17 protein-coding genes and 1 tRNA gene are annotated in these 23,948 nt (G+C 68.6%); 11 read left to right on the forward strand and 7 right to left on the reverse strand.

The genetic code is table 11. The features are described 5' to 3' along the window. Position 1: 1 nt before the first annotated feature. On the reverse strand, positions 2-856 hold the full coding sequence (locus D5S08_RS07955; protein ID WP_121117310.1) for a dienelactone hydrolase family protein: 855 nt from the start codon (positions 854-856) through the stop codon (positions 2-4). Between the two features lie 144 nt (positions 857-1,000). Between D5S08_RS07955 and typA the strand changes: the two genes are divergently transcribed. The 3 genes from typA to D5S08_RS07970 all read left to right on the forward strand — a co-directional run bounded on the left by typA (position 1,001) and on the right by D5S08_RS07970 (position 4,381). Then, on the forward strand, positions 1,001-2,812 hold the full coding sequence (typA, locus tag D5S08_RS07960; RefSeq protein ID WP_121117311.1) for a translational GTPase TypA: 1,812 nt from the start codon (positions 1,001-1,003) through the stop codon (positions 2,810-2,812). A gap of 94 nt (positions 2,813-2,906) precedes the next feature. Continuing rightward, positions 2,907-3,902 carry an SPFH domain-containing protein gene (locus D5S08_RS07965; RefSeq protein WP_121117313.1) on the forward strand — a complete coding sequence of 332 codons (996 nt, stop codon included), beginning with the start codon at positions 2,907-2,909 and terminating at the stop codon, positions 3,900-3,902. After that, on the forward strand, positions 3,902-4,381 hold the full coding sequence (locus D5S08_RS07970; RefSeq protein WP_121117315.1) for an NfeD family protein: 480 nt from the start codon (positions 3,902-3,904) through the stop codon (positions 4,379-4,381). The genes D5S08_RS07965 and D5S08_RS07970 overlap by 1 nt, the downstream gene beginning before the upstream one ends. On the opposite strand, the gene D5S08_RS07975 is transcribed toward D5S08_RS07970, so the two are convergent. Then, a complete protein-coding gene (locus D5S08_RS07975; protein ID WP_121117317.1) occupies positions 4,382-5,329 on the reverse strand; it encodes a complex I NDUFA9 subunit family protein in 948 nt (315 codons plus the stop codon). It lies immediately after the preceding gene. 178 nt (positions 5,330-5,507) lie between these two features. On the opposite strand from D5S08_RS07975, the gene D5S08_RS07980 reads away from it, so the two are divergent. The 3 genes from D5S08_RS07980 (at position 5,508) to D5S08_RS07990 (ending at position 9,812) form a co-directional block, all read left to right on the forward strand. Beyond that, positions 5,508-5,594: transfer RNA gene (locus D5S08_RS07980), tRNA-Leu, on the forward strand. A 220-nt stretch (positions 5,595-5,814) separates the two neighbouring features. Beyond that, positions 5,815-7,965: a TonB-dependent siderophore receptor gene (locus D5S08_RS07985; RefSeq protein WP_121117319.1), complete on the forward strand. Its 2,151-nt coding sequence runs from the start codon at positions 5,815-5,817 to the stop codon at positions 7,963-7,965. A gap of 17 nt (positions 7,966-7,982) precedes the next feature. Further along, a complete protein-coding gene (locus D5S08_RS07990) occupies positions 7,983-9,812 on the forward strand; it encodes a M14 family metallopeptidase (protein WP_241557295.1) in 1,830 nt (609 codons plus the stop codon). Positions 9,813-9,818: 6 nt separating this feature from the next. On the opposite strand, the gene D5S08_RS07995 is transcribed toward D5S08_RS07990, so the two are convergent. From D5S08_RS07995 to D5S08_RS08015, 5 genes are read right to left on the reverse strand one after another with little or no spacing between them, the layout of a single operon-like run. Beyond that, positions 9,819-10,487 carry an alpha/beta fold hydrolase gene (locus tag D5S08_RS07995; protein WP_241557296.1) on the reverse strand — a complete coding sequence of 223 codons (669 nt, stop codon included), beginning with the start codon at positions 10,485-10,487 and terminating at the stop codon, positions 9,819-9,821. Beyond that, complete coding sequence (locus D5S08_RS08000; RefSeq protein WP_121117322.1) at positions 10,484-11,542, reverse strand: AbrB family transcriptional regulator; 1,059 nt, start codon at positions 11,540-11,542, stop codon at positions 10,484-10,486. The genes D5S08_RS07995 and D5S08_RS08000 overlap by 4 nt, the downstream gene beginning before the upstream one ends. Positions 11,543-11,548: 6 nt before the next feature. After that, positions 11,549-12,928: a CitMHS family transporter gene (locus tag D5S08_RS08005; RefSeq protein ID WP_338322953.1), complete on the reverse strand. Its 1,380-nt coding sequence runs from the start codon at positions 12,926-12,928 to the stop codon at positions 11,549-11,551. Then, complete coding sequence (locus D5S08_RS08010; protein WP_121117326.1) at positions 12,885-14,369, reverse strand: OprO/OprP family phosphate-selective porin; 1,485 nt, start codon at positions 14,367-14,369, stop codon at positions 12,885-12,887. The genes D5S08_RS08005 and D5S08_RS08010 overlap by 44 nt, the downstream gene beginning before the upstream one ends. Then, positions 14,366-15,436 (reverse strand): ABC transporter substrate-binding protein, encoded by a 1,071-nt coding sequence (locus tag D5S08_RS08015; protein ID WP_121117328.1) that lies wholly within the window; start codon positions 15,434-15,436, stop codon positions 14,366-14,368. Before D5S08_RS08015 ends, D5S08_RS08010 begins: the two co-directional genes overlap by 4 nt. Positions 15,437-15,536: 100 nt before the next feature. On the opposite strand from D5S08_RS08015, the gene D5S08_RS08020 reads away from it, so the two are divergent. From D5S08_RS08020 to D5S08_RS08040, 5 genes are all read left to right on the forward strand, one after another. Next, complete coding sequence (locus D5S08_RS08020; protein ID WP_175578900.1) at positions 15,537-16,202, forward strand: response regulator transcription factor; 666 nt, start codon at positions 15,537-15,539, stop codon at positions 16,200-16,202. A gap of 34 nt (positions 16,203-16,236) precedes the next feature. Beyond that, on the forward strand, positions 16,237-17,589 hold the full coding sequence (locus D5S08_RS08025; protein ID WP_338322954.1) for a sensor histidine kinase: 1,353 nt from the start codon (positions 16,237-16,239) through the stop codon (positions 17,587-17,589). Between the two features lie 205 nt (positions 17,590-17,794). Continuing rightward, the gene (locus tag D5S08_RS08030; RefSeq protein WP_162301942.1) at positions 17,795-19,363 is read left to right on the forward strand and encodes an efflux transporter outer membrane subunit; all 1,569 of its coding nucleotides are present in this window, start codon (positions 17,795-17,797) and stop codon (positions 19,361-19,363) included. After that, on the forward strand, positions 19,360-20,739 hold the full coding sequence (locus D5S08_RS08035) for an efflux RND transporter periplasmic adaptor subunit (RefSeq protein WP_121117334.1): 1,380 nt from the start codon (positions 19,360-19,362) through the stop codon (positions 20,737-20,739). Before D5S08_RS08030 ends, D5S08_RS08035 begins: the two co-directional genes overlap by 4 nt. Next, positions 20,736-23,918 (forward strand): efflux RND transporter permease subunit, encoded by a 3,183-nt coding sequence (locus tag D5S08_RS08040; RefSeq protein ID WP_175578901.1) that lies wholly within the window; start codon positions 20,736-20,738, stop codon positions 23,916-23,918. The genes D5S08_RS08035 and D5S08_RS08040 overlap by 4 nt, the downstream gene beginning before the upstream one ends. The last annotated feature ends 30 nt before the right edge of the window (positions 23,919-23,948 follow it).

Consider the following 23,948-nt stretch of genomic DNA (forward strand, 5'->3'; position numbering starts at 1 on the left):
GTCAGAGCGCCCGTTCGTACAGCGCCAGCAGGGCCGTCCACGCGCGCTCCGCCTCCGCCTCCACGTAAGCGGGGCTGTCGGCGACGGTCCAGCCGTGGTCGCCGGCGAACACCTCCACCACCGCAGGGCGCCCGGCCGCAGCCGCGGCCCGGCGCAAGCTGTCCTTGTCGCCCGGCGCCTTGGCATCATCATCCTGCGCGATGGCGAAAAGGAACTGCGCCTGCGTGTCGTCCAGCATCGCATGGGGGCTGGTCGGTGCATCACTGACCAGACCACCGCCATGGAAGCTCGCCGCCGCCTTGACCCGCGCCGGCACCGCAGCGGCGGTCCACACGGCATAGGGACCGCCCATGCAATAGCCCTGCGTGCCGATGCCGGCGCTCGTATCCACCTGCGGCTGCCCGTCCAGCCAACCGACCACGTCGCGCGCCGTGCGCATCACGCCGGCGGCATCGTTCTTCGCCCGCCATGGCGCAACGGTGGCGAAGCCCGCTTCCAGGATGGCGGCAAAGTCGGCGAACTGGGGGGCGGGGCGATCGCGGAAATAGGGATTGAGCACCAACACGGCATGGCCTTGGGTGGCCAGCCGCCGGGCCATCATCTCGAACACGGGACGCAGGCCGGCGATGTCCGGCCACAGGATCACCGCCGGGTGACGTCCTTCGCGCGGGTGGACCCAGAACGCGTCCATCGTGGCGCCATCGGCGGGGAAGGTCACCTTGCGCTCCGACAACCCTGCCGCGGCACCCGCATCGGGGGTGGCGCAGGCCGCCAGCACGCCCACGCCCGCCATCGCGCCGAACTGGCGCCGGCTGAGCCCGGCGCGCATCGTCGCCACATGATCCTGCTCGCACATTGCCTGTCTCCTGAATGTTTCACCGTGCCATAGCTGCACCAGCGCGAAGGGCAAAGGCGGCCACCGGTCACCCGCCCCTTGTTGCAACGCGCCATCGCGGCTAAGGGCGCGGCGATCCATTCCCTTCCGAAAGCCTTACGCACCATGTCCCTGCGCAACGTGGCGATCATCGCCCACGTCGACCACGGCAAGACAACTCTTGTCGACCAGCTGTTCCGCCAGTCCGGCACCTTCCGCGAAAACCAGCGCGTGGAAGAGCGGGCGATGGACTCGAACGACCTGGAAAAGGAACGCGGGATCACGATTCTCGCCAAGCCGACTTCCATCGAGTGGCGCAACCACCGCATCAACATCGTCGACACCCCGGGCCACGCCGATTTCGGCGCCGAGGTGGAGCGCATCCTGTCGATGGTCGATGGCGTGATCCTGCTGGTTGACGCGGCCGAAGGCCCGATGCCGCAGACCAAGTTCGTCACCGGCAAGGCGCTGGGCCTGGGCCTGAAGCCGATCGTGGTGGTCAACAAGATCGACCGTTCCGACGCCCGCGCGACCGAGGTGCTGGACGAGGTGTTCGACCTGTTCGTCACGCTGGACGCCAATGACGAGCAGCTGGACTTCCCCGTGCTCTACGCTTCGGGCCGCAACGGCTATGCCGGCGTGAGCGAGGACGTGCGCGAGGGTGACCTGGTGCCGCTGTTCGAGAAGATCGTCAGCCATGTGCCCGCGCCCGACCTGGACGAGGACGGCGCGTTCGCGATGCTGGCCACCCTGCTGGACCGGGATCCGTTCCTGGGCCGCATCCTGACTGGCCGTGTCGAAAGCGGCCGCCTGGAAGTGGGCATGCCGATCAAGGCGCTGGACGTGTTCGGCAAGCAGGTCGAGACCGGCCGCGCGACCAAGATCTTCTCCTACGAAGGCCTGGACCGCGTGCCCGTGCTGCATGCCAAGGCGGGCGACATCGTCGCCATTGCCGGCCTGACCGTGGCCACCGTGTCCAACACGCTGTGCGATCCGACGGTGTCCGTGCCCGTGCACGCGCAGCCGATCGATCCGCCGACCCTGTCCATGAGCTTTGCCGTGAACGACAGCCCCTATGCGGGCCGCGAGGGCGACAAGGTGCAGAGCCGCGTGATTCGCGACCGGCTGGAGCGGGAGGCGGAAACCAACGTCGCCATCCGCCTGACCGAGAGCGCCGAGAAGGACGCCTTCGAGGTCGCCGGCCGCGGCGAGCTGCAGCTGGGCGTGCTGATCGAGAACATGCGTCGCGAAGGGTTCGAGCTGTCGATCAGCCGCCCCCGCGTGCTGTTCAAGGGCGAAGGCGCCAATCGCGAAGAGCCGTACGAGACCGTCGTGATCGACGTGGACGAGGAGTTCAGCGGCACGGTCGTGGAGAAGATGGCCGCGCGCAAGGCCGAGATGACCGACATGCGCCCCAGCGGCGCAGGCAAGACGCGCATCACCTTCTCCGCCCCGTCGCGCGGCCTGATCGGCTATCACGGCGAATTCCTGTCCGACACGCGCGGCACCGGGATCATGAACCGCCTGTTCGAGAAGTACGGCCCCTATCGTGGTCCGATCAGCGGCCGCCAGAACGGCGTGCTGATCTCCATGGAGCAGGGCGAGGCCGTGCCCTACGCGCTGAACGCGCTGGAAGAGCGCGGCGTGCTGTTCATCAGCCCGGGCGAGAAGCTGTATGAAGGCATGATCATCGGCGAGAACGCCAAGCCGCAGGACCTGGAGGTGAACCCCCTCAAGTCCAAGCAGCTGACCAACTTCCGCTCGACCGGCAAGGACGACGCCGTCCGTCTGACGCCGCCGCGCAAGATGACGCTGGAACAGGCTATCGCCTACATCCAGGACGACGAACTGGTGGAAGTGACGCCGCAGAGCGTGCGCCTGCGCAAGCGCTACCTCGATCCGAATCAGCGCAAGCGGGCTTCGCGTTCGGGCAACTGATCGGCACACCGATCGGCGGGGGCGGCGTGTTTCGCTTCCCCCGCCCACCCGGCCGCGTTACCATCCCGCCTGACGGGAATGGGAGAGGGTCGGAATGCTGTATGTAGTTCTCGCCGCGCTGGTCGTGGTGCTGCTGATCTTCCTGGCGATGGGCGTGCGCGTCGTGCGCCAAGGGCATGTCTATACGGTCGAGCGACTGGGCAAGTTCACCCTCGCCGCCGAACCGGGCCTCCATCTGATCATCCCGTTCGTCGATCGCATCGGCTACAAGATCAACGTGATGGAACAGGTGCTCGACATTCCGGGCCAGGAGATCATCACTCGCGACAACGCCATGGTCGGCGTGGATGCCGTGGTGTTCTTCCAGGTGCTGGACGCCGCCAAGGCCGCCTACGAGGTGCGCGGTGTCAACCTCGCCATCATGGCCATTGTCACCACCAACCTGCGCACCGTGATGGGCTCCATGGACCTGGACGAGACCCTCTCCAGGCGGGACGAGATCAATGCCCGGCTGCTGTCCGTGGTGGACCACGCGACGTCGCCCTGGGGCGTGAAGATCACCCGGGTGGAGATCAAGGATATTCGCCCGCCGATCGACATCAGCGAGGCGATGGCCCGGCAGATGAAGGCCGAGCGGCTGAAGCGGGCCGAGATCCTGGAGGCGGAAGGCGACCGCGCCAGCCGCATCCTGCGCGCCGAGGGCGAGAAGCAGTCCGCCATCCTGTCTGCCGAGGGCAAGCGCGAAGCCGCCTTCCGCCAGGCCGAAGCCCGCGAACGTGGGGCGGAAGCGGAGGCGAACGCCACGCGGATGGTGTCCGACGCGATCGGCGAATCGGGTGCGCAGGCGATCAATTACTTCGTGGCGCAGGAATACACCCGCGCCATCGCCAAGTTCGCCGAATCGCCCAATGCCAAGACCATCCTGTTCCCGATCGAGGCGACCCAGCTGATGGGCACGCTGGGCGGCATCGGCGAACTGGCCAAGGAGGTGCTGGGCAAGGGTGATGGAGCGGCAGGGGGCCCGGGGCAGGGTGCGCCGGTGCCCTCGCGCCCGACATCCAGTCCCACGGTGCCGGTGGTGCACCGCTGATGGACGGGCTCGGCGGGATCGAGGCCCACTGGGTATGGATCACGCTGGGGCTGGTGCTGGCCGGTACGGAGATGCTGGTTCCCGGCGTCTACCTCGTCTGGCTGGCGCTGGCGGCCATCGCCACGGGCGTGCTGACGGCCTTCGTCGAGCCAAGCGTGCCGTTGCAGATCGTCGACTTCGTTGCGCTGTCGCTGATCGCGGTATTTTCCGCCCGTCGGTTCCTGCAGAGCCGCCCGCTGGAAGGCCCCGATCCGCTGCTCAACCGTCGCGGTGCGCAGATGGTGGGGCAGAGCGCGCTGGTGGTGCAGGCGATCGCGCACGGGCAGGGCCGCGTGCGGCTGGGCGATGGCGAATGGCTGGCCGAAGGGCCGGACCTGGAGATCGGCCGGCGTGTTCGCGTCACCGCCACGCGCGGCACGGTACTGCTGGTGGAGCCGCTGGCGCTGCCGGACGGATCGGGCAGCGCCGCGGGCCTGTGATCAGGCCGTCTCGGTCTTGACGCCGAACCGGCCGGCCTTGCGGTAACGCAGCATCCAGCGCTCCAGAAACAGGCTGAGCGGGTGCGGCGTCACGCCCAGATCGGCGATGCCGGGCACCGTGCCGGTGGCGACGCTGCCGCGCTGCAGCAGCTTCCACTGATCCGGTCCCATCGGCGTACCCGGCAGCCGGGCGAACAGGCCGGCCAGACCGTCGGGCACGGACCAGAAGCGACGATCCCGCCCCTGCGCGGCGGCCAGGCGGCGATTGATCTCGCCCATGGTTACCACATCCGGGCCGGCCAGCTCGTAGGTCTTGCCGCCATGCTGCTGCGGATCGGCCAGCGCCGCCACGATCGCGGCGGCGGCATCGTCCACCCACAGCGGCTGCAGCCGCGCATCGGCGCCGAACACCGGCAGGATCGGGAATTGGCTGATCAGGCGGGCGAACATGTTGATGAAATTGTCGTCCTCCCCAAACAGGATCGAGGGGCGCAGGATCGTGGCATCGGGGAAGGAGGCGAGCACCTGCCGCTCCCCGTCGCCCTTGGTGCGGGCATAGGCGCTATCGGATTGCGGATCGGCCCCGATGGCCGAAACATAGGTGAACGCGGTCGCCCCCTGCTGCGCGGCAAAGGCTGCCGCAATGCCGGCACCGTCCGCCTGCAATTCCTGCGCCTTCGCGCCGAAGGTGCCGACCAGATAGACAACCGCATCCGCGCCCTGCAGCGCATTGGCGATGCTGTCGCGCTTCGTCACATCGCAGCGGGCGAACTGCAACTGGCCGAGGCCAGCTAGCGGCTTCAGCCGGAACGCCCCTTCCGGATTGCGTCCGGCCACGCGCAACCGCGCGCCGCGGCGCAGCAGGTCCTGCGCCACATGGGTGCCAAGAAACCCGCTGCCGCCGATGAGCACCACCAGCCGGTTTTCGAAAATGTCGTGCTGCGCCATGCCTGATCCATTCTCCGCACCCCGACGGGTGCCACCAGTCGTCCCGTGCGCCATGCCGCAAGCCCCGCCTGGCCGCAAGCATGCAGGAAAGTTGATTTGAGGCGTTGACGGCCCCGCGAAGCACGGCTAGTGGCCCGCTCCTACCCAGCGCCGCGGCAGCAATGACCGAGGCGCCCGTGCCCAGATGGCGGAATTGGTAGACGCACCAGCTTCAGGTGCTGGCGCTCGCAAGGGCGTGGAGGTTCGAGTCCTCTTCTGGGCACCACTTTTCTCGCCTGCCAACGGCGACTTTCCAAAGAAACGGAACACGGCCCGCGCAAGCGGTGCCGTGTGTCCATCAATCGGGCGCAATCTTCCGAGCGCGTACCTGCGATGCTGCACCTGCACATACTGCGGGTTGTCATGTGACAATATACCATTATGAGGCCGTGTCTCGCCGCGCATCTGTGCGGCCCTGTTCTCTTGCCTGATACTGGACACGCCCGATGCGCCTTCTTCGCCTGCTCCTCGCCAGCTCGTTGCCTGTCATCACCGCCACGGCCGCCACCGTTGCCCAGGCGCAGGACAGCCGAGGGGCGGCAGAGATGGAGAATGCGGGGCAGTCGATCACCGTCACCGGCGTGCGGCAGGCCTATCGCGGCAACTTCGCCGTCAGCGAGATCCCGCAGAGCATCGGCGAGATCGAAGCCGAGACGCTGCAGGACAATGCGATTACCCGCCTGACCGACGCGCTGGACCTCAACGCCTCCGTCTCGCGGCAGAACACGCTGGGCGGGTTGTGGGACTCCTTCGCCGTGCGCGGTTTCGCCGGGGACGAGAACCTGCCGACGGGCTATCTCGTCAACGGCTTCAACGGTGGACGCGGGTTTGGCGGGCAGCGCGATGCCGCCGGGATCGAGCGGGTCGAGGTGCTGAAAGGCCCTGCCGCCGCGCTGCTGGGCCGTGGCGAGCCGGGCGGCACTGTGAACCTCGTCACCAGGCAGGCCGTGCTGGGTGAGACTTTCGGAACGGCGGCCATCCAGGCGAGCAGCTTCGAGACGGGGCGCGTGGAAGCGGACGCGAATATCGCGGTGACGGGCGGGATTACCGCGCGCCTGATCGGCTATTTCGAGGATGGCGGCAGCTTTCGCGACACGATCGATCATGAACGCTGGGGCCTGCTGCCGTCCTTTGGCATGGCGCTGGGCGCCGACACCCGCCTGACCTATGATTTCGAATGGACCCGCGTCACCCAGCCCTTCGATCGCGGGATCGTGGTGCTGGACGGAAATCTCGACACGGTTCCGCGCGACCGCTTTCTGGGAGAACCGGGCGACGAGGACCATGTCGCACGCGCCACCGGGCACCAGCTGCGTCTGCAGCATGATTTCTCCGACCGCTGGAGCCTGCTGGTCGGAGCCAGCCATCGTGACACGCTGCTGACCGGCAGCTCTTCCGATGCGGAAACCGTCGCCTCGCGCCAGGCGCTCTATACGGACGGACGCAGCCTGTCGCGCCAGCGCCGCAGCCGGGTCTATGATTCCGAGCAGTCGGTCGTACGGGCGGAGATCGCCGGCGATTTCGACACTGGGCCGCTGCGCCATCGGGTGCTCGTCGGTGCGGATCACGACAAGTTCATCAACGATCAGCTGTTCCAGCGCTTCCGGCCGCCGCCGCTGTCCACCAATCCCGGCGAGCTCGCCGGCAACGTCCTCGACATCCTGAACCCGGTCTATGGCCGTTTCCCCTTGCCGACAGTCGGCCCGGATTTCGATCGGGTGGACAAGCAAAGCTCCACCGGCATCTTTATCCAGGACCAGATCAGCCTGACGGATGCGCTGCAGATCCGCCTCGGCGGCCGCTACGATTCATACACGCTCAGCACGGACAACCAGCGTACCAACGTGTTCAGCGAACGGCAGGATAGCCGGTTCAGCCCGCAGGCGGGCATCGTCTATCGCGTGGCCGATCCGCTGACGCTGTATGCCGCATATGGCCAGGGTTTCCGCGCGAATATCGGCACGGACGTGTCGGGCGCGATCTTCGATCCCGAAGTCTCCGAATCGATCGAGGCGGGCGTGAAGATCGCCATGGGCCGCAGGCTTTCGGGCACGCTGACCCTGTTCCAGCTGAACAAGGAGAACGTGCTGGCGAGCGACGCCAACAATGCCGGCTATTCCGTGGCGATCGGCACGGCGCGCAGCCGGGGGGTGGAGCTGGACCTGCAAGGCGAACTGCCGGGGGCGATCGAGTTCCTGCTGAGCTACGCCCATATCGATGCGGAGGCGCGCTCCGCCGTGCTGGACCCGGCCTATTCGTTCCAGATCAATCCGGGCGATCCGCTGATCAACATTCCCGATCACACGGTGAACCTGCAGCTGGCGCGTGATTTCATGCTGGCCGGCCGGGATGCGCGGATCGGTGGCGGGGTGCAATATGTCGGAAAACGTTCCGGGGAAACCGGCACCGATTTCATGCTACCCGACCACGTGCTGGCCCGCTTGTTCGGGGAGGTGGAGCTGGCCGACCACCTGACGCTGTACGGTACAGTCGCCAACCTGTTCGACGAGGAATGGTATGCCAGCTCCTACCACCGCATGTGGGTGGCGCCCGGTACCCCGCGGACCTTCACCGTTGGCCTGCGCGCCGGCTTCTGACCACCTGCGGATATCCAATGACCTACATGCCCGTTGCCCTTCGCCGCCTTTCGGCCCCGACCATCCTTGCCGCCGCGCTGCTGTCGGCTGCGGGTGCCGCTGCGCAGGACGAGGCGGGCACCTTGCCCGCCACCGTCTTGCCGGCGGTTCCGGAGTGGAGTGGGGCCAGTGAGGCACTGATCGCTGCCGGGGATGACCCGTGGATCACGCCGGCGGAGGCGGCCGGCTTCACCACGACGCCACGCTATGCCGAGGTGCAGACCTTCCTGCAGCGGCTGGATGCGGCATCCCCGCTGCTGACGCTGGGCACATTCGGCCAGAGTGGCGAGGGTCGCGACCTCCTGATGGTGCGGGCGAGCACCGGCCCGGGCGCGGATGGCACGACCAAGCCCGTCGTGCTGATCCAGGCAGGCATCCATGCGGGCGAGATCGATGGCAAGGATGCCGGGCTGATGCTGCTGCGCGACATTGCGCAGGGGCGCACCGAAGGGCTGCTGGACCAGGTCGATCTGGTGTTCGTGCCGATCTACAACCCCGACGGTCACGAGATGATGAGCGGATGGAACTTCCTGCACATCAACGGCCCGCAGGCCAAGGGGACGGTGGCGAATGCCCGCAACCTGAACCTCAACCGCGACTACGCCAAGGCCGATGCGCCGGAGACGCGGGCGATGATCCGCCTGCTGCAGCGGCTGGACCCGATCCTGTATGTCGACGCTCATGTCAGCGCTGGCTTCGACATGGGGTATGACATCACCTTCACCTATGCCGGCTGGGGCACCTATGCCCGCCACCGGAACACGGCCGACTGGTTGCAGGACCGGTTCGGCCCGGCGGCGATGGCGGCGCTGACGGAGGCCGGGCATTTCCCGATCATCTATCCCAGCCCGATCGACACGAAGAACCCGCAGGCGGGCATCCGCTACAGCCCGGAAGGGCCGCGTTATTCCACCGGCTATGGCGACTTCATCTCCGTGCCGACCGTGCTGGTGGAGAACCATTCGCTCAAGCCCTACCGCCAGCGCGTGCTGGGCACGCGGGTGCTGTTCGAGGCGGCGCTGCAGGTCGCCGCCCGCGACATGGACCGCATCATCGCCGCCAAGGCCGCCGATCGCGCCAGCCGGCCCGAGCAGCTGCTGACGAAATGGCGCCCGGCGGCGGAGCCGATCGGCCAGGTCGAGGGTTTCCGCGGCGTCGCCTTCGACACCTATGTCTCGCCGGCATCCGGGCGGCAGGAGCAGCGCTGGCTGGGCCGGCCGATCACCTTCCGCATGCCGATCGTCGGGCAGGAGCCGGTCGAGACCGTCCGCCTGCCGCGTGCCTGGTGGGTGCCGGCGGCGGAGCATGTGGTGATCGACCGGCTGCGGCTGCACGCCATCACCTTCGAGGTGATCGACGCCCCGCGCACGCTGATGCTGGACCGCGTGACCCTGACCGATCCCGAGCCGCAGCCGGCCTATGAAGGGCGCTTCCCGCTGAAGACGACCATGCAGCACCGGCAGGCACAGGAGGTGATGCCTGCAGGCTCCATCCGCGTGCCTTACGATCAGCCCAACGGCCTGCTGGCGGCCGCACTGCTGGAACCGGAGAGCAGCGACAGCTTCCTGGCCTGGGGGTTCTTTCCGCAATTGCTGCCCGCGCCCAGCAGCAGCGAGGATTTCGTGCTGGCGCCGCTGGCCGACCTGCTGCTGGAGCGCGACCCGCAACTGCGCGCCGCGTTCGAACGCCGGCTGGCCGCCGATCCCGCCTTTGCCGCCGATGGCGATGCGCGGCTGCACTGGATCATGGACAATGGCCCGCATGCCGATCCCTGGCACCACCTCTACCCCGTGCGACGGGAACTATAGCGGCGTTTATCGTGGCTGGGGTGCAGCCAGCCACTCCCGCAGCAGCATGGTGGTTTCACCCGGCCGCTCCATCGGCGGCAGATGGCCGCAATGTTGCAGCACGTGGAAGCGGGCACCGGGAATGCGGTCCGCCAGCTGGCGGGCGTCTTCGGGCAGGCAGATGCGGTCGCGCTCCCCGACGGCGACCAGCGTGGGCACCCGGATCGTGTCGATCGCGCTGCCGATGTCGGGCCGTTCCAGCAAGGCGCGCTGCTGCCGTGCGAACACGTCCGGCCCCACGCGTTCCGCCATGGCCTGCACCGGACCGCTGATGATCGGCGTCAGCGCAGGATCGGCATGGGGCGCGATGGCCAGCGTGCCCTGTTCCGCCATGGTGCGCGGGCGGGACTGCATGCTGGCGCGGGTGGCAAACAGCGCCACGCGGGCGATCCGTTCGGGCGCGAGACGGATCATCTCCAACGCGACGTAGCCGCCTAGGCTGACCCCCGCGACGGCGAAGCGCGGCGGCGCATGGGCCAGCACGCGGCGGGCCATCGCCGCCAGCGTGTCGTCCACGCTCAGGTCGCCCAGTTGCGGATGGGCCAGGTCGCCCAGAGCCACCACCTGCCGCGACCATAGCTGCCCGTCACAGCCCAGCGCCGGCAGCAGGATCAGCGGAATGCGGTTGATCATCATGACAGGGGCTCCGTGGCGGTGGTTCGGAAGAAGACGGGCGCCGCGACCAGCACCATGATCACGCGCGCCAGGTGGTGGATCACCACCACGCCGGGCTCCAGCGCCAGCCCCAGCGCCACCAGGCTCATCTCGGCGAGGCCGCCGGGAGAGTAGGCGAGCGCGAGCAGTTCGATGTCGAGCCCGGTGATGCGGGCAAGACCGGCGGCAAAGGCGAAGGTCAGGCCGAGCAGGATCACCGTCGATCCCGCCGCCAGCGCCATGGTGCGGGCGAAGCTGCGGAGATCCAGGCCGGCGAAGCGGCAGCCGATCGTGGCGCCGATCCCCACCTGTGCCGCCGCCAGCAGCCAGCCGGGCATGCGGAAGTCGGTCACACCCGTCATGTGCAACGTCGCGCTCACCACCAGCGGCCCCAGCAGGTGCCAGGCGGGCAGGCGCAGGGCGCGGCCCAGCAGCAGCCCCACGACAATGGTGCCGCCGCCCCACAGCAGCAGCGACAGGTCGGCGGTGGTGGTGCCTGCCGTGGCGGCGGCCGCCGCGGCGGTGCCGGTCGTGGCGGGCCCGGCGTGGAACAGGCGTATGATGAAGGGCAGGGTGAACACCACCAGGAAGATGCGGGCTGCATGGACCAGCCCCACGGTGCGCTCGTCCGCACCGCGTTCACCGCCCAGCAGCACCATCTCCGCCACGCCGCCAGGCATGCCGGCGAACCAGGCTGTCGCCGGATCGAAGCCAGCCACGCGGCGGAACCAGGTCACGCACAGCAGCGCCGACACGGCCAGGAACAGCGGCAACAGCAGCAGCGGCAGCCAGAACTGCTGCACCAATGCGAACAGACCGGGGTGGAACGTGCTGCCCAGCACCACGCCGACGACCGCCGCCATCGGCCGCCTTGTGGCGGAGCTGGCGGCGACCGGCAGCCCCGCGATGCTGGCGATGGCGCACCCCGCCATCGACCCCAGCACCCAGGGCAGCGGCGCATCCACCAGCAGGAACAGCGCGCCGCCGACCGCCCCGATGGCGAGTGCGAGGGCGAAGCGGAAGGCAGGCTGCAGCATCTTCGCTCAGCCCGCGAACGGGAAGGCCAGCACCGCCATGCCCACCAGCGTCATCACGGCGCAGACCAGCGTGGCCGGGATCAGCGTGAAGCGCTGGTGATCGGCCAGGTCGATCCCCGCCAGGCTGACCAGCAGATAGGTCGACGGCACCAGCGGGCTGAGCAGGTGGACCGGCTGGCCCATCAGCGATGCGCGGGCGATCGCCATCGGCGACACGCCGTAGTGCGAACCCGCTTCCGCCAGGATCGGCAACATCCCGAAATAGAACGCGTCATTGCTGATGAAGAAGGTGAAGGGCAGGCTGAGCGCGGCGGTGATCGGCGCCATGTAGGGGCCCATGGCCGGCGGGATGATGCCCACCACAGCCTCGCTCATCGCCTCCACCATGCCGGTGCCCGACAGGATGCCGGTGAAGATGCCGGCGGCGAAGATCAGCGACACGACCGACAGCACGTTGCCGGCGTGGGCGGCGATCCGCTCCTTCTGCTCCGCCACCTGGGGGTAGTTGATGATCATCGCCAGCGCGAAGGCCAGCATCATCAGCACGGACAGCGGCATGATGCCGGACACCAGGCCCGCCAGCAGCGTGACGGTCAGCGTGGCGTTGACCCAGCGCAGATGCGGGCGGCGTGCCTCCGGGAACTGGGACACGGCCATGCCGGTGAAGGTGGTCGGCTCGTTCGTCTTCACATGGCCCAGACGGTGGCGTTCCTTGCGCCCGAACCACACGGCCAGGCCGATCAGGAAGGCCAGGCCGGCGATCATGCCGGGGATCAGCGGCAGGAACACGGTCGCGGGGTCCAATTCCAGCGCGGATGCGGCGCGCGCGGTGGGGCCGCCCCACGGGGTCAGGTTCATGATGCCGCTGGTGCTCATCAGCAGGCAGCACAGATAGAGCCGGTTCATGTCGTACCGCTTGTACAGCGGCAGCAGCGCAGCGATGGTGATGATGTAGGTCGTTGATCCGTCGCCATCCAGGCTGACCAGCGCACACAGCACCACCGTGCCGATCAGGATCAGCAGCGGATCGCCATGCACCACCCGCAGCAGCCGGTTGACCAGCGGGTCGAACAGGCCGGTATCGGTCATGATCGAGAAGAACAGGATGGCGAACAGCAGCATGACGCCCGTGGGCGCCAGGTTGCGGATCCCCTCGATCATCATGTCGCCCAGGCCCGCGGAAAAGCCGGCGATCAGGGCGAAGATGGTGGGGACGACAATCAGCGCCACCAGCGGGGTCATCCGCTTGGACATGATCAGCGTCATGAAGGTGGCCACCATCAGGAAGCCGTAAAGGGCCAGGGTCATCGGGTGTGTCCTTGCGCTGGATGGGTGCGGGGCATCAGAAGGTGACGCCGATGCGGGCGCTGACGGTCTGGCCGTCATCGCTGCCGGCCGCGGGGCCGGTGGGAGTCTCGGTGTTCCAGTGAATCGCGTTCAGCTGCAGCCGGGTGAAGCTGTTGAGATACCAGTTGGCGCCGATCGTCGCGGCCCAGCCGCGCCCGCCGGTGGCGATGTCGGTGAAGTCCAGGTTCTCGTACCGTGCGGTCAGTTCGATCGCGCCGGGCCCACCGTCGAAGATCGGGCGCAGCACGCTTGGCTGGCCGAAACTGCCCAACCGTGGATTGTAGGGCGGCAGGTCGCCGGTGACGAACCAGCCGCCCGACAGGCTCCAGGCCTGGCTGGTGAAGTCCGGCCGGCCGGCATCCAGCCGCGCATGGCGCTGCCCCGCCTCCGCCATGACCCAGACGGGGCCGACATAGCCGCCCAGTTCCGCGCCATAGCCGGTGGTGCCGGTGCCGCCCAGCAGCGGCCCGGTGGATACGCGCAGTGCGCCATTGAAGCGGCCCCCGATCACCGTGTTGCGGGTCAGCGATCCGGCAAGGGGGTTCAGCGATTCGTCAAAGCCCCACAGGCCCAGATGCAGCACCCCGCGATCGCTCTTGACCGGATTCCAGTGCACCCGGCCCAGCGCCGTGCGGCTGTCGCTGACCGCCTGCGCCCCGTCGACCCGGTCACCCGTGACAGTCAGGGAAGCATGGCCATTCTTCCAGAACAGCCGCGGCATGATGCCGATGCCGTAGAAGCCACGCTGCGGGATGATCGCGGTCGCCACCACCGTGCGTTCCATGAACGGCGTCGAATCCGATCCGGTCGATCCTTCGAAACTGCGGTCGTTGAACAGGTGCCCGGCGCGCACATCGTAATCCAGGCCCGCCCCGATCCGGTCGCGCCAGCCAATGAAGGCGGTGACGATATCGACCTCGTTTTCCGAGAAGTCGGCTTCGAACTGGTAGAAGAACTGCGTGCCGACGCCGCCTTCGACGCCCAGCCGCAAGGCGCGCATGCCGGTGGTGGTGATGTTGCGCCCGTCCACGCCGGAACCGAAGGTGCTGCTGATGTCGGTCAGGATGCGGCCGCGCGGCTTGTAGGTGAACACGCCGTCCGCCGAATGGAACACCGGCAGGCCCGCACCCCATTCGGTGGTGACCCCGGCCGCATTGGCGGCCTCCACCTGCGCCACGTTCCGTTCCGCCGGGCCGGGCGGCACGATCTGCGGGGCGAAGGGCCGGGTGACGGCGACCACCGGATCGGCCGCTACCGGGGCCGGCGCGGCACTATCCTGCGCTGCCACGACGACAGGCGCGGTCGTGGGTGCGGCCTGCTGCGCCTCCAGCCGGTCGAGCCGGGTGCGCAGGGCCGCGATCTCGGCCGCCTGGGCGCGGACCAGCGCCTCCAGCTCGGCGGGGCTGGGGGCCTGCGCCAGCGCCGGCGTGGCGGCGATCAGCGCGACCAGCGCGCTTGTTGTACGAAAAGCCTTGGTCATGAGCCTGCCCCTTCGGCAAGAATGGCATCCCATTCGCCCAGCACGCGCCGGCGCTTCACGGGATCGAGGTTGACGAACAATTGCGGGCCGCCGGGGATGGCGCGTGGGTGGGCCACGTCCGGGCCGCCATTCGCCATGTCGGTGCGCACAGGGGGCAGCCCTTCGCCGGCGAGCAGCGCCTGTCCTTCGCGCGAGAGCATCCAGTCCAGGAACAGCCGCCCGGCGGCCGGATGCGGCGCATCGCGGGCGATGAACGCGATGCGCGATGCGACCAGCGTGTAATCCTGGAGGAACACGATGCCGAGCCAATCGTCCGCCCCGGCCCGCTGCAGGGCGTAGGGGCCGACCACATTGTAGCCGATGGCCGCACGCCCTTCCGCCACCGCATCGACCATCTCGGCGGTGGTGCTCGCCAGCACCGGATCGTTGGCGGCCAGCGCCCGCCACAGGGCATAGGTGTCGCGGGTCGCGGCCAGGTCCTGTGTCAGGTAGAGGTAGCCGACATCTGACTGCGCCGGATCATACGTCGCCACCCTGCCGCGCAGCGCCGGATCGCCGCTGGTCAGCAGCTGTTCCAGCGCGCGATGGGTGCGCGGGACGCGATCGGGGGCGATCGCCCGCCGGTTGTAGACCAGCGCCACCGGCTCCGCCGTGATGCCGTAGCCCATGTCCTTCCACAGCGCTTCCGGCGGCAGGGCAGCCTTGTGCGGGCTGGCATAGGCCTGCGCATGACCGTCATTGATCAGCTTGGCCTGCAGATCCATGGCGGAGGACCAGACGATGTCGACGCCCGGCTGCGCTGCCGCGGCATCGGCCAGAAAGCGGCGGTGCAGGTCGCTTGACTGCAGATCCTCGTACGTCACGTTCAGCTGCGGATGCTGGCGACGGAATGCGGCGATCAGCGGCGCAACCGCTTCGGCATCGGCATTGCCCAGGATGCGCACGGCGCCTTCCCGTTCGGCCTCAGCTTGCAGGCGGGCAGCGGAAGGCGGCTGCAGCCACAGCCAGGTCGCGCCGGCCAGCAGGACGGCGCACAGGACAATGCCGGCGATGACGGATCTGCGCATGGCTCAAGCTCCTCTCGCTCACCGCATCTGTTGTCGGCTAAGCTGATGGGCGGCAATTACACCGCGAAACTGTCACCGGCCTTTCACGGGAGTTCACCGCTTGCGCATCCTGATCGTGGAGGACGACGCCCCGCTGGCGCGCAGCATCGCCGCGCTGTTGCGCCCGGCGGGCCATGCGATCGACCATGTGGCCACCGGGGCCGATGCGCTGATGGTGGCGGGCGACGAGCCTTATGGCCTGATCATCCTGGATGTCGGGCTGCCAGACACGGACGGGTTCGCGGTGCTGGATGCGCTGCGGCGGCGGGGGGAGCGGGTGCCGATCCTGATGCTGACCGCGCGCGACGGGCTGGACGACCGGGTGCGCGGGCTGGACCTGGGGGCCGACGATTACCTGCGCAAACCCTTCGCGCCGGAAGAGCTGGAGGCGCGGGTGCGCGCGCTCGGCCGCCGGCGCGGGGGTGATCCGACGCCGCAGATCGTGGTCGGGCCGCTGACGATCGACCGGTCGCAAGGGGAAGCGCGGGTGGATGGGCAGGTGCTGGATCTGCGCCGCCGCGAATGGGCCGTGCTGGAGGCGCTGGCGTCGCGCGCCGGGCAGATCGTGCCGCGCGACACGTTGCTGGCCGAGGTGTTCGGCTTCGACGAGCCGGTCGGCGGCAATGCGCTGGAGGTCAACATCACCCGGCTGCGCGCCAAGCTGCCGCAAGGAGGGCCGGCCATCCGAACGGTCCGCGGCGTCGGCTATCTGCTCGATGCCGGCTGAAGGGCGCGCTGGTTCGCGGGGGCGGACGCTGGCGTTGCGCACGCGGCTGCTGGCCACCATGCTGGTGCCGCTGCTGGCGGTGGCGATCCTGCTGGGGCTGGCGGGCGCGACGCTGATCGCGGATGTGGTGCGCCGGGCGAATGACCGGGTGATGGGCGGCGCTCTGGGCGCGATCGCCGATACGGTGCAGGTCGAACGCGGCACTGTCACGCTGGACCTGCCGCCTGCCGCCTTCGCCATGCTGGAGAATGCGGAGCAGGACAACATCTACTACCGCGTCGCTGTCGGCGGCACGCTGCTGACCGGTTATCCCGACCTGTCGCCGCCCGAAATCGCCAGCCTTCCGGAAGAGGTGCCGCGTTTCCGCTATGCCCGGTTCCGCGGGCAGCGGGTGCGCATCGCGGAGGTGCGCCGTGCCCTGCCGGGCATTGCCGCGCCGGTGATCGTGCAGGTGGCGGAGACGCTGGACAGCCGCAATGCGCTGCGATGGCGCCTGGTCGCCGCGCTGCTGGCCGGCGAGCTGGTGCTGGTGGGCGTGGCCAGCCTGCTGATCCGCCCGGCGCTGGGCTGGAGCCTGCGGCCGCTAGCCAGTTTGCGCGATGCCGTGACCGCCCGCGATACCCGCGCCACGCCTGATTTGTCGGCGCTGGAGACCGGCCCGCTGCCGGTGGAGCTGCGCCCGCTGGCCGATGCGTTCGACAATCTGCTGGCCCGGCTGGACAGCGCGACCGCGGGCATGCGCCGCTTCACCGCCGACGCATCGCACCAGATGCGCACCCCGCTCAGCGTGCTGAAGGTGCAGGTGGCGCTGGCCCGGCGCGGCGATCCGGACGCGCTGGCGGAGATCGCCGACGCGGCGGAGCGACTGGAACGGCTGGTGACGCAGCTGCTGGCGCTCGCCCGGGCGGAGGAGGCCGGCGCCCTGCCGCCGCTGGAGGATGTCGACCTGCGCGAGGTCGCGATCGCCGTCATCAACCGCCGCATCGGCCAGGCGATCGAGGCAGGCGTGGAGCTGGATCTCGCCGCCGCACCCGGACCCTTCATGGTGGCCGGCCATCGCACCTTGCTGTTCGAGATCGTGTCCAACCTGCTCGACAATGCCATCCGCTACAATCGGGCCGGCGGGCTGGTCGTGGTGACGATGGAGCGGACGGACACGGCGATCACCATTGCGGTGGCCGATGATGGTCCGGGCCTGCCCGCCGCCGATCTGGAACGGGTGGGGCAGCGCTTCGTGCGGTTGGCGACCAGCGCCGGGCGGGAAGGCAGCGGGCTGGGCCTCGCCATCGTGCGCTCCGCCGCGCAGCGGCTGGGCGCGGAGGTGGCGATCATCAACACCGAACCCGGGCTGCGGGTGACGCTGTCCTTCCCGCAAGCGCCGGAATGACACTGCATCGCCTGCAGGCGATGGGCATGATCACCACACCACGGGGCGTCTGTCTGGCACCTGCACTTATGCGGGAACAGGCGTGGGTTTCACGGCTTGCCGAATCATGGGGGCCATCCGGCGCGACTCGTCCGCGCGCATTCGATCCTTGATACCGTGCAGCGCCGCCTTGGCGCTGTCCGCCTGCGCAGCCGGACCGGATTTCGTGCGACCTCCGCCTCCGGCCACCCCGACCTATACCGCGCAGGCTGTGCCGCCTGTCACCGTGGCCAGCGATGGCCCTGCCGGTGTGCCGCAATATTTCCTGCAGGGGCAGGATCTGCCTGCCGGCTGGTGGCACTGGTTCGGCTCGCCCCAGATCGTGGATCTGGTGGAGCGCGGCTTTGCCAACAGTCCCACGCTTGCCGCCGCCCGTGCGCGGCTGCGCGGGGCGGAGGCGCAGCTGCGCGCGCAGCGGGGCTTGCTGTTGCCCGAAGTGGGCGGCACGGGCAGCTTCTCCTATGGTGGCGGCGGTGCACAGGGTGCGCGGCAGCGCGCCGATTCGGGCGGCGGGACGGGCGGCGCCGGCGTGCCCGCTCCGGGCGATCCGGGTGATGGCAGCGGAGGCGATCCCGGCAGCGATCCCGTCGGCGGCGGCAGCGGTGGTGGCGGCGATGCCTTCACCATCTACACGGTCGGCGCCTCCATCACCTACGACCTCGATCTCGCCGGCCGCAACCGCCGGCTAGTGGAGGCGGCGGCCGCAGATTACGACCAGCAGGCGCAGGAATTGCAGGCGGCCTATCTGGCGCTGGTGGGCAACATCGTCAGCGCCGCGCTGGATGCCGCCAGCCTGAGCGCGCAGATCGACACGCGCGAGGAATTGCTGGCCGCCCAGGCGGAGCGGTTGGACCTGCTGCGCATCCGTGTCGCCGAAGGGGAGGATGCCCGCGCCGATCTGGTGACACAGGAGGCGGACCTTGCCGCGCTGCGCGCCACCGTGCCGCCATTGCGTGCGCAACAGGCCGCCGCACAGAACCGGCTGGCGCTGCTGATCGGCGTACCACCGGCGGAAGCGGCGATCCCGACCATTGCGCTGGACGACATCAACCTGCCGCAGGCGGTGCCGATCAGCCTGCCGTCCAGCCTGGTGCGCCGCCGGCCGGACATCCTGGCGGCCGAAGCGGTACTGGCGGGGGCCAGTGCCGAAATCGGCGTCGCCACGGCCGATCTGTACCCCAATCTGACGCTGGACGGGGCCTTCGGGCTGGCGGGCGGCGCAAGCGGGCTGGCGCTGGTGGCGCCCGATCCGGTGTTCGATCTCAATGCCAACCTGCTCGCCCCGCTGTTCGACGGGGGGCGGCGGCGGGCAACGCGCGACGTCGCCGTGGCCGTCTATCAGGAAGCGTTGGCGCTGTACCGGGAACAGGTTCTGACCGCCTTCACCGAAGTGGCGGACGGTATCCGCGCGCTGGAAAGCAATGCCGATGCGGTGGCACAGCAGCGTATTGCGCTGGAGGCTGCGGGCGAAAGCCTGGAGCTGGCGCAGTTCCGGCTGGACGAAGGGGCGATCAGCATCATCGACGTGCTGATCGTGCAGCAGGTCTACCAGGATGCGCGCTTCGCCTACATCCAGGCGATCGCCGACCGGTTCCAGAGCACCGCCGCCCTCTTCGCCGCACTCGGCCCCGGGCCGCTGACGCAGGAGCAGGTCGCCGGGATCACGGCCCGCGAATATCTGGACGGGACACGCGCCACGCTGATGGAAGGCCGCGTGCCGGAGGAGGGGCTATGACGAACCGCATCATCGACGAGCGGCCAGCCCTGCCCAGTCCGGAGGAGCGGCTCGCCCTGCCGGCACCGGAAGGCGAGCCCGCCGAGGTCACGCAGGAGCCGGAACGCCCGTTCTGGCGCCACAAGATGGTGTGGCTGGCGCTCGGCGTCCTGATCCTGCTGGCGTTGATGTCGGCCTTCTGCGCCAGCGGCGGCGGGGAGGAGCAGGGCGGTGGTGGCCCGCCCATCGCCTCCGTCAGCGCCACCGAGGCGCAGGCGCTGACCTGGGAAGACCGGCTGACGGCAGTCGGCACGGTCGAAGCCGTGCAGGGGGTGGACGTGACCTCGCCCATCGAGGGCATAGTCGTGTCCATCGACTTCGCCAATGGGGGCAGCACGGGGTCTGGGCGCACGCTGGTGCGGCTGGATACCACCACCGAACGCGCGCAGCGGGCCGCGCTGGCAGCGCAGGCCGAGCAGGCGCGGCTGGCCTATGAACGCGCCCGCCGCCTGATCGAACGCGGCGCGGTGGCGCAGGCGGATGTTGAACAGCGCCGCGCCGAATGGCAGGCGCTGGTGGCGCAGGTCCGCGAAGTCGACACGATCATCGAAAAGAAGCGCGTCGATGCACCCTTCGCCGGCACGCTGGGCATCCGCCAGGTCAGCCTGGGCCAGTATGTCAGCCCCGGCACGCCGATCGTGTCGCTGCAGCAGCTGTCGCCCATCTTCGTGAACTTCCCGCTGCCCGAACGCAGCTTCACCCGCATCCGTGAAGGGCTGGCGGTGCAGCTGAGCAGCGAGGCCTTTGCCGACCGCACCTTTGCCGGCCGGGTCACCGCGATCGACCCGGACCTGCAGGCGGACACCCGCGCGGTGCAGGTGCAGGCGACCGTGCGCAATGCCGACCGCGCGCTGCGCCCTGGCATGTTCGCCGACGTCACGGTCAACCTGCCCGGATCGCGGCAGGTGGTGGCGGTGCCGACCACCGCAATCACCCGCAATTCCTATGGCGACCTGGTCTATGTGGTTCATCGGCTCACCCCGCAGGAATTGCAGCAGCAGCGCGCAGAAGCGGAGAAGGAGGCGGAAGAGCAGGAAGGCGGATTCCTGTCCGGCCTGTTCGGCGGCGGTGAAGAAAAGCAGGGGCCCGGAAGTGCGCAGGCCGGTGGCGAAGGGCAGGATGGCCAAGAGGGTGGGCAACAGCCGCAACTGGTCGCCCGCGCCGTGTTCGTCGAGGTCGGCCAGACCCGCGGCCTGCTGACCGAGATCACCAAAGGGCTGAAGCCCGGCATGCAGGTGGTTACCGCCGGGCAGCTGAAGCTGGAGAATGATGCGCCGATCCGGGTGGTGCCGCGCGACGCGACGCAGGGGGCGCAAGCGGTGCCCGAACGGCCATGATGGCCTTCCTCACCCGCTTCGTCGAACGGCCGGTGCTGGCCAGCGTGGTCAGCCTGGTGATTCTGCTGCTGGGCCTGCAGGCGATCACTTCGCTGAGCACGCGCGAATATCCGGAGATCACGCAGGCCACGATCAACATCAACACACCCTATATCGGCGCCGATGCCGAACTGGTGCGCGGCTTCATCACCACGCCGCTGGAACAGGCGATCTCCGAAGCGGAGGGGATCGATTATCTGCAATCGACCAGCACGCAGGGGCAATCCCGCATCCAGGCCTATCTGGAACTGGATTACGACCCCAACGCGGCGGTCGCGCAGATCCTGACCAAGATCAACCAGGTCTCCAACCAGCTGCCGCCGGAGGCGGAGAACTCGGTCCTCTACGTCACCAGCGAGGCTGAGACGGATGCGATGTACATCGCCTTCCAGAGCGAGGCGCTGAGCCCGGCGGAGATGACGGACTATCTCAACCGCGCGATCCGCCCGCAGATCGAGACGGTGGACGGCATCCAGCAGGCGCGCATCCAGGGTTCCACCAACCTGGCGCTGCGCGTCTGGCTCGATCCCCGGCGCATGGCCGCGCTGGATGTCGCGCCGTCGGACGTGCAGGCCGCGCTTGCCAGCAACAACTACCTGTCCGCGGTGGGGGAGACCAAGGGTTCGACCTACACCCTGCCGCTGACCGCCGGGACCGACATCGACAGCGTGGACGCGTTCCGTGCGCTGATCGTGCGGCAGACCGGCGATGCGGTGATCCGGCTGGAGGATATCGCCCGCGTCGAACTGGGGGCGGAGGATTACGGCAGCTCCACCTTCATCAACGGCAAGCCCGCCGTGTTCATGGAAGTGGAGGTGGCGCCCGACGCCAACCTCCTGTCCACCATCGGCGAGGTGAACGAGCTGTTCCCGCAGGTGCAGGAGGATCTGCCCGCCGGCATGACCGGCACGATCGTCTATGACGCCACAGTGGCGGTGAACGCCAATATCGACGAGGTGATCTCCGCACTGTGGCAGGCGCTGCTGATCGTGACGGTGGTGATCCTGCTGTTCCTGGGATCGTGGCGGTCCGCGCTGGTGCCGGTGATTGCCATGCCGCTGTCCATCGTGGGCGCGTTCTTCCTGATGAGCCTGCTGGGCTATTCCATCAACCTGCTGACGCTGCTGGCGCTGATCCTGGCGATCGGCACGGTGGTGGATGACGGGGTGGTGATCGTGGAGAACGCGATGCGCCACATCGAGGATGGCGCCGATCCGGAGGAAGCGGCTAAGCGCACGGTGAAGGAGCTGGCCTCCTCCATTGTCGCCATGAATGTGGTGGTCTTGGCGGTGTTCCTGCCTGTCGGCCTGATCGGCGGGCTGACCGGCAGCCTGTTCACCGAATTCGCCTACACCGTGGCCGGGGCCACGCTGATGTCCGGCATCGTCGGCCTGACCCTGTCGCCCATGATGTGCGCCAAGGTGCTGCGCCCCAACAGCAGCGAGAAGAAGGGTATCGCCCGTTGGGTGGACAAGGGCTTCCGCAAGACATCGGCCAGCTATGCCCGCACACTGGGCAAGGCGCTGGACCTGCGCTGGTGGGTGATCGGGTTCGGCGTGGCGGTGCTGGCGAGCTGCTGGTTCCTGTTCAGCGCCGCGCAGTCCGAACTCGCCCCGCCGGAGGATGACGGCTTCCTGATCATCCAGGCCAGCGCCGATCCCAACAGCTCGCTCGACCAGCTGGAGCGCTGGACCGCCGAGCTGGGGGAGATCGTGCGCGGGTTCGAATCGGTGAAGCTGGCCTTTGTCACCAATGGCGCGGAATCGCCCGACAGCGCCTTTTCGGGGGCGGTGATGAAGGACTGGGCGGATCGCGAGCAGACGCAGCAGGCGCTGCAGCCGCAGCTGACGGAGGCGGTGGCCAAGGTCGCCGGCCTGGAAGCCACGGTGATTGAGCCGCCGACTTTGCCCGGTGGGGGAGGCGGTCCACCGGTGCAGTTCGTGCTCGGTTCGATCGAGGATCCGCGCGCGATCTACGAACAGTCGGAACAGATCCTGGAAGCGGCACGTGCCAGCGGGCTGTTCCAGTTCATCGACAGCGATCTGAGCTTCGACCGGGCGCAGGGCAATGTGACGATCGACCGCGAAAAGGCCAGCGCACTGGGCGTGGATATCGCCACACTGGGGCAGGATCTGTCGACGCTGCTGGCCGAAGGCTATGTCAATTTCTTCAGCCTGGACGAACGGTCCTATCGCGTGATCCCGCAGGTGGACCGCTCCTTCCGCCTGACGCCGGAACAACTGGACGATTATTACGTGCGCGCCAATCCCTCGCTCGCCGCCGGCAGTGCGGCTGCGGCTGGACCAGCGGCACAGGCGGCCATGCAAGGCGGGACAATGCCCACGGCGGGCGAGAACCGCGGGCAGCTGGTGCCGCTGTCGGCCTTTGCCACGGTGGACACGGAAATCCGCCCCAATGCGCTCAGCCGGTTCAACCAGCTGAATGCGGCGATCCTGTCCGGCGTGCCCGCTCCCGGTGTTTCGCTGGGCGAGGCGATCGGCTTCCTGGAGGAGCAGGCCGCCAATCTGCCGCAGGGCTACACGGTCGATTATGCCGGCGTGTCGCGCCAGTTCACGCAGGAAGGGTCCAATATCGGGCTGGCCTTCGGGCTGGCGGTGATCCTGGTGTTCCTGACGCTGGCGGCGCAATATGAAAGCTTCCGCGATCCGGCGGTTATGCTGGTCAGCGTGCCGATGAGCCTGGCGGGTGCGCTGCTGTTCTTCGCCGTGGGCGTGGTCAGTTCCAACATCTACACCCAGATCGGCCTGCTGGCGCTGACCGGGTCGATCATCCGCCACGGCATCCTGCTGGTGGAGTTCGCCAATCAGATCCAGGAGGATGAGGGCGCCGACCGGCGGCAGGCGATGGAGAAGGCTGCGGCTTTGCGGCTACGCTCCATCCTGATGACCACCATCGCCACGCTGATCGGGCTGGTGCCGCTGCTGGTCGGTTCCAGCGGGCCGGGCGCCAACAGCCGCTTCGCCATCAGCTTCGTGCTGGGCGTGGGCATGGCGATCGGCACGCTGTTCACGCTGTTTGTGGTGCCCGCGCTCTACACGGTGGTGGCGACGAAGCGCGGCGAGGGGGCGGACGGGCGCGAGAAGGACAGCCAGCCGGCGGGCGAACCTGCGGCCGCGTAGATGTCGATACCGGGGAAACCGCTCTTGGCG

This window comes from Croceibacterium ferulae (assembly GCF_003660445.1).
In the GTDB taxonomy this organism is placed as follows: Bacteria; Pseudomonadota; Alphaproteobacteria; order Sphingomonadales; family Sphingomonadaceae; genus Croceibacterium; species Croceibacterium ferulae.

Coding starts and splice junctions, on each gene's coding strand:
- D5S08_RS07975 (WP_121117317.1), bottom strand. CDS start 5,329: ATGGCGCAGCACGACATTTTCGAAAACCGGCTGGTGGTGCTCATCGGC.
- D5S08_RS08040 (WP_175578901.1), top strand. CDS start 20,736: ATGATGGCCTTCCTCACCCGCTTCGTCGAACGGCCGGTGCTGGCCAGC.
- D5S08_RS08010 (WP_121117326.1), bottom strand. CDS start 14,369: ATGACCAAGGCTTTTCGTACAACAAGCGCGCTGGTCGCGCTGATCGCC.
- D5S08_RS07965 (WP_121117313.1), top strand. CDS start 2,907: ATGCTGTATGTAGTTCTCGCCGCGCTGGTCGTGGTGCTGCTGATCTTC.
- D5S08_RS07955 (WP_121117310.1), bottom strand. CDS start 856: ATGTGCGAGCAGGATCATGTGGCGACGATGCGCGCCGGGCTCAGCCGG.
- D5S08_RS08000 (WP_121117322.1), bottom strand. CDS start 11,542: ATGCTGCAGCCTGCCTTCCGCTTCGCCCTCGCACTCGCCATCGGGGCG.
- D5S08_RS07990 (WP_241557295.1), top strand. CDS start 7,983: ATGACCTACATGCCCGTTGCCCTTCGCCGCCTTTCGGCCCCGACCATC.
- D5S08_RS08035 (WP_121117334.1), top strand. CDS start 19,360: ATGACGAACCGCATCATCGACGAGCGGCCAGCCCTGCCCAGTCCGGAG.
- D5S08_RS07985 (WP_121117319.1), top strand. CDS start 5,815: ATGCGCCTTCTTCGCCTGCTCCTCGCCAGCTCGTTGCCTGTCATCACC.
- D5S08_RS08015 (WP_121117328.1), bottom strand. CDS start 15,436: ATGCGCAGATCCGTCATCGCCGGCATTGTCCTGTGCGCCGTCCTGCTG.
- D5S08_RS07970 (WP_121117315.1), top strand. CDS start 3,902: ATGGACGGGCTCGGCGGGATCGAGGCCCACTGGGTATGGATCACGCTG.
- D5S08_RS07995 (WP_241557296.1), bottom strand. CDS start 10,487: ATGATGATCAACCGCATTCCGCTGATCCTGCTGCCGGCGCTGGGCTGT.
- D5S08_RS08005 (WP_338322953.1), bottom strand. CDS start 12,928: ATGACGGCCAGACCGTCAGCGCCCGCATCGGCGTCACCTTCTGATGCC.
- typA (WP_121117311.1), top strand. CDS start 1,001: ATGTCCCTGCGCAACGTGGCGATCATCGCCCACGTCGACCACGGCAAG.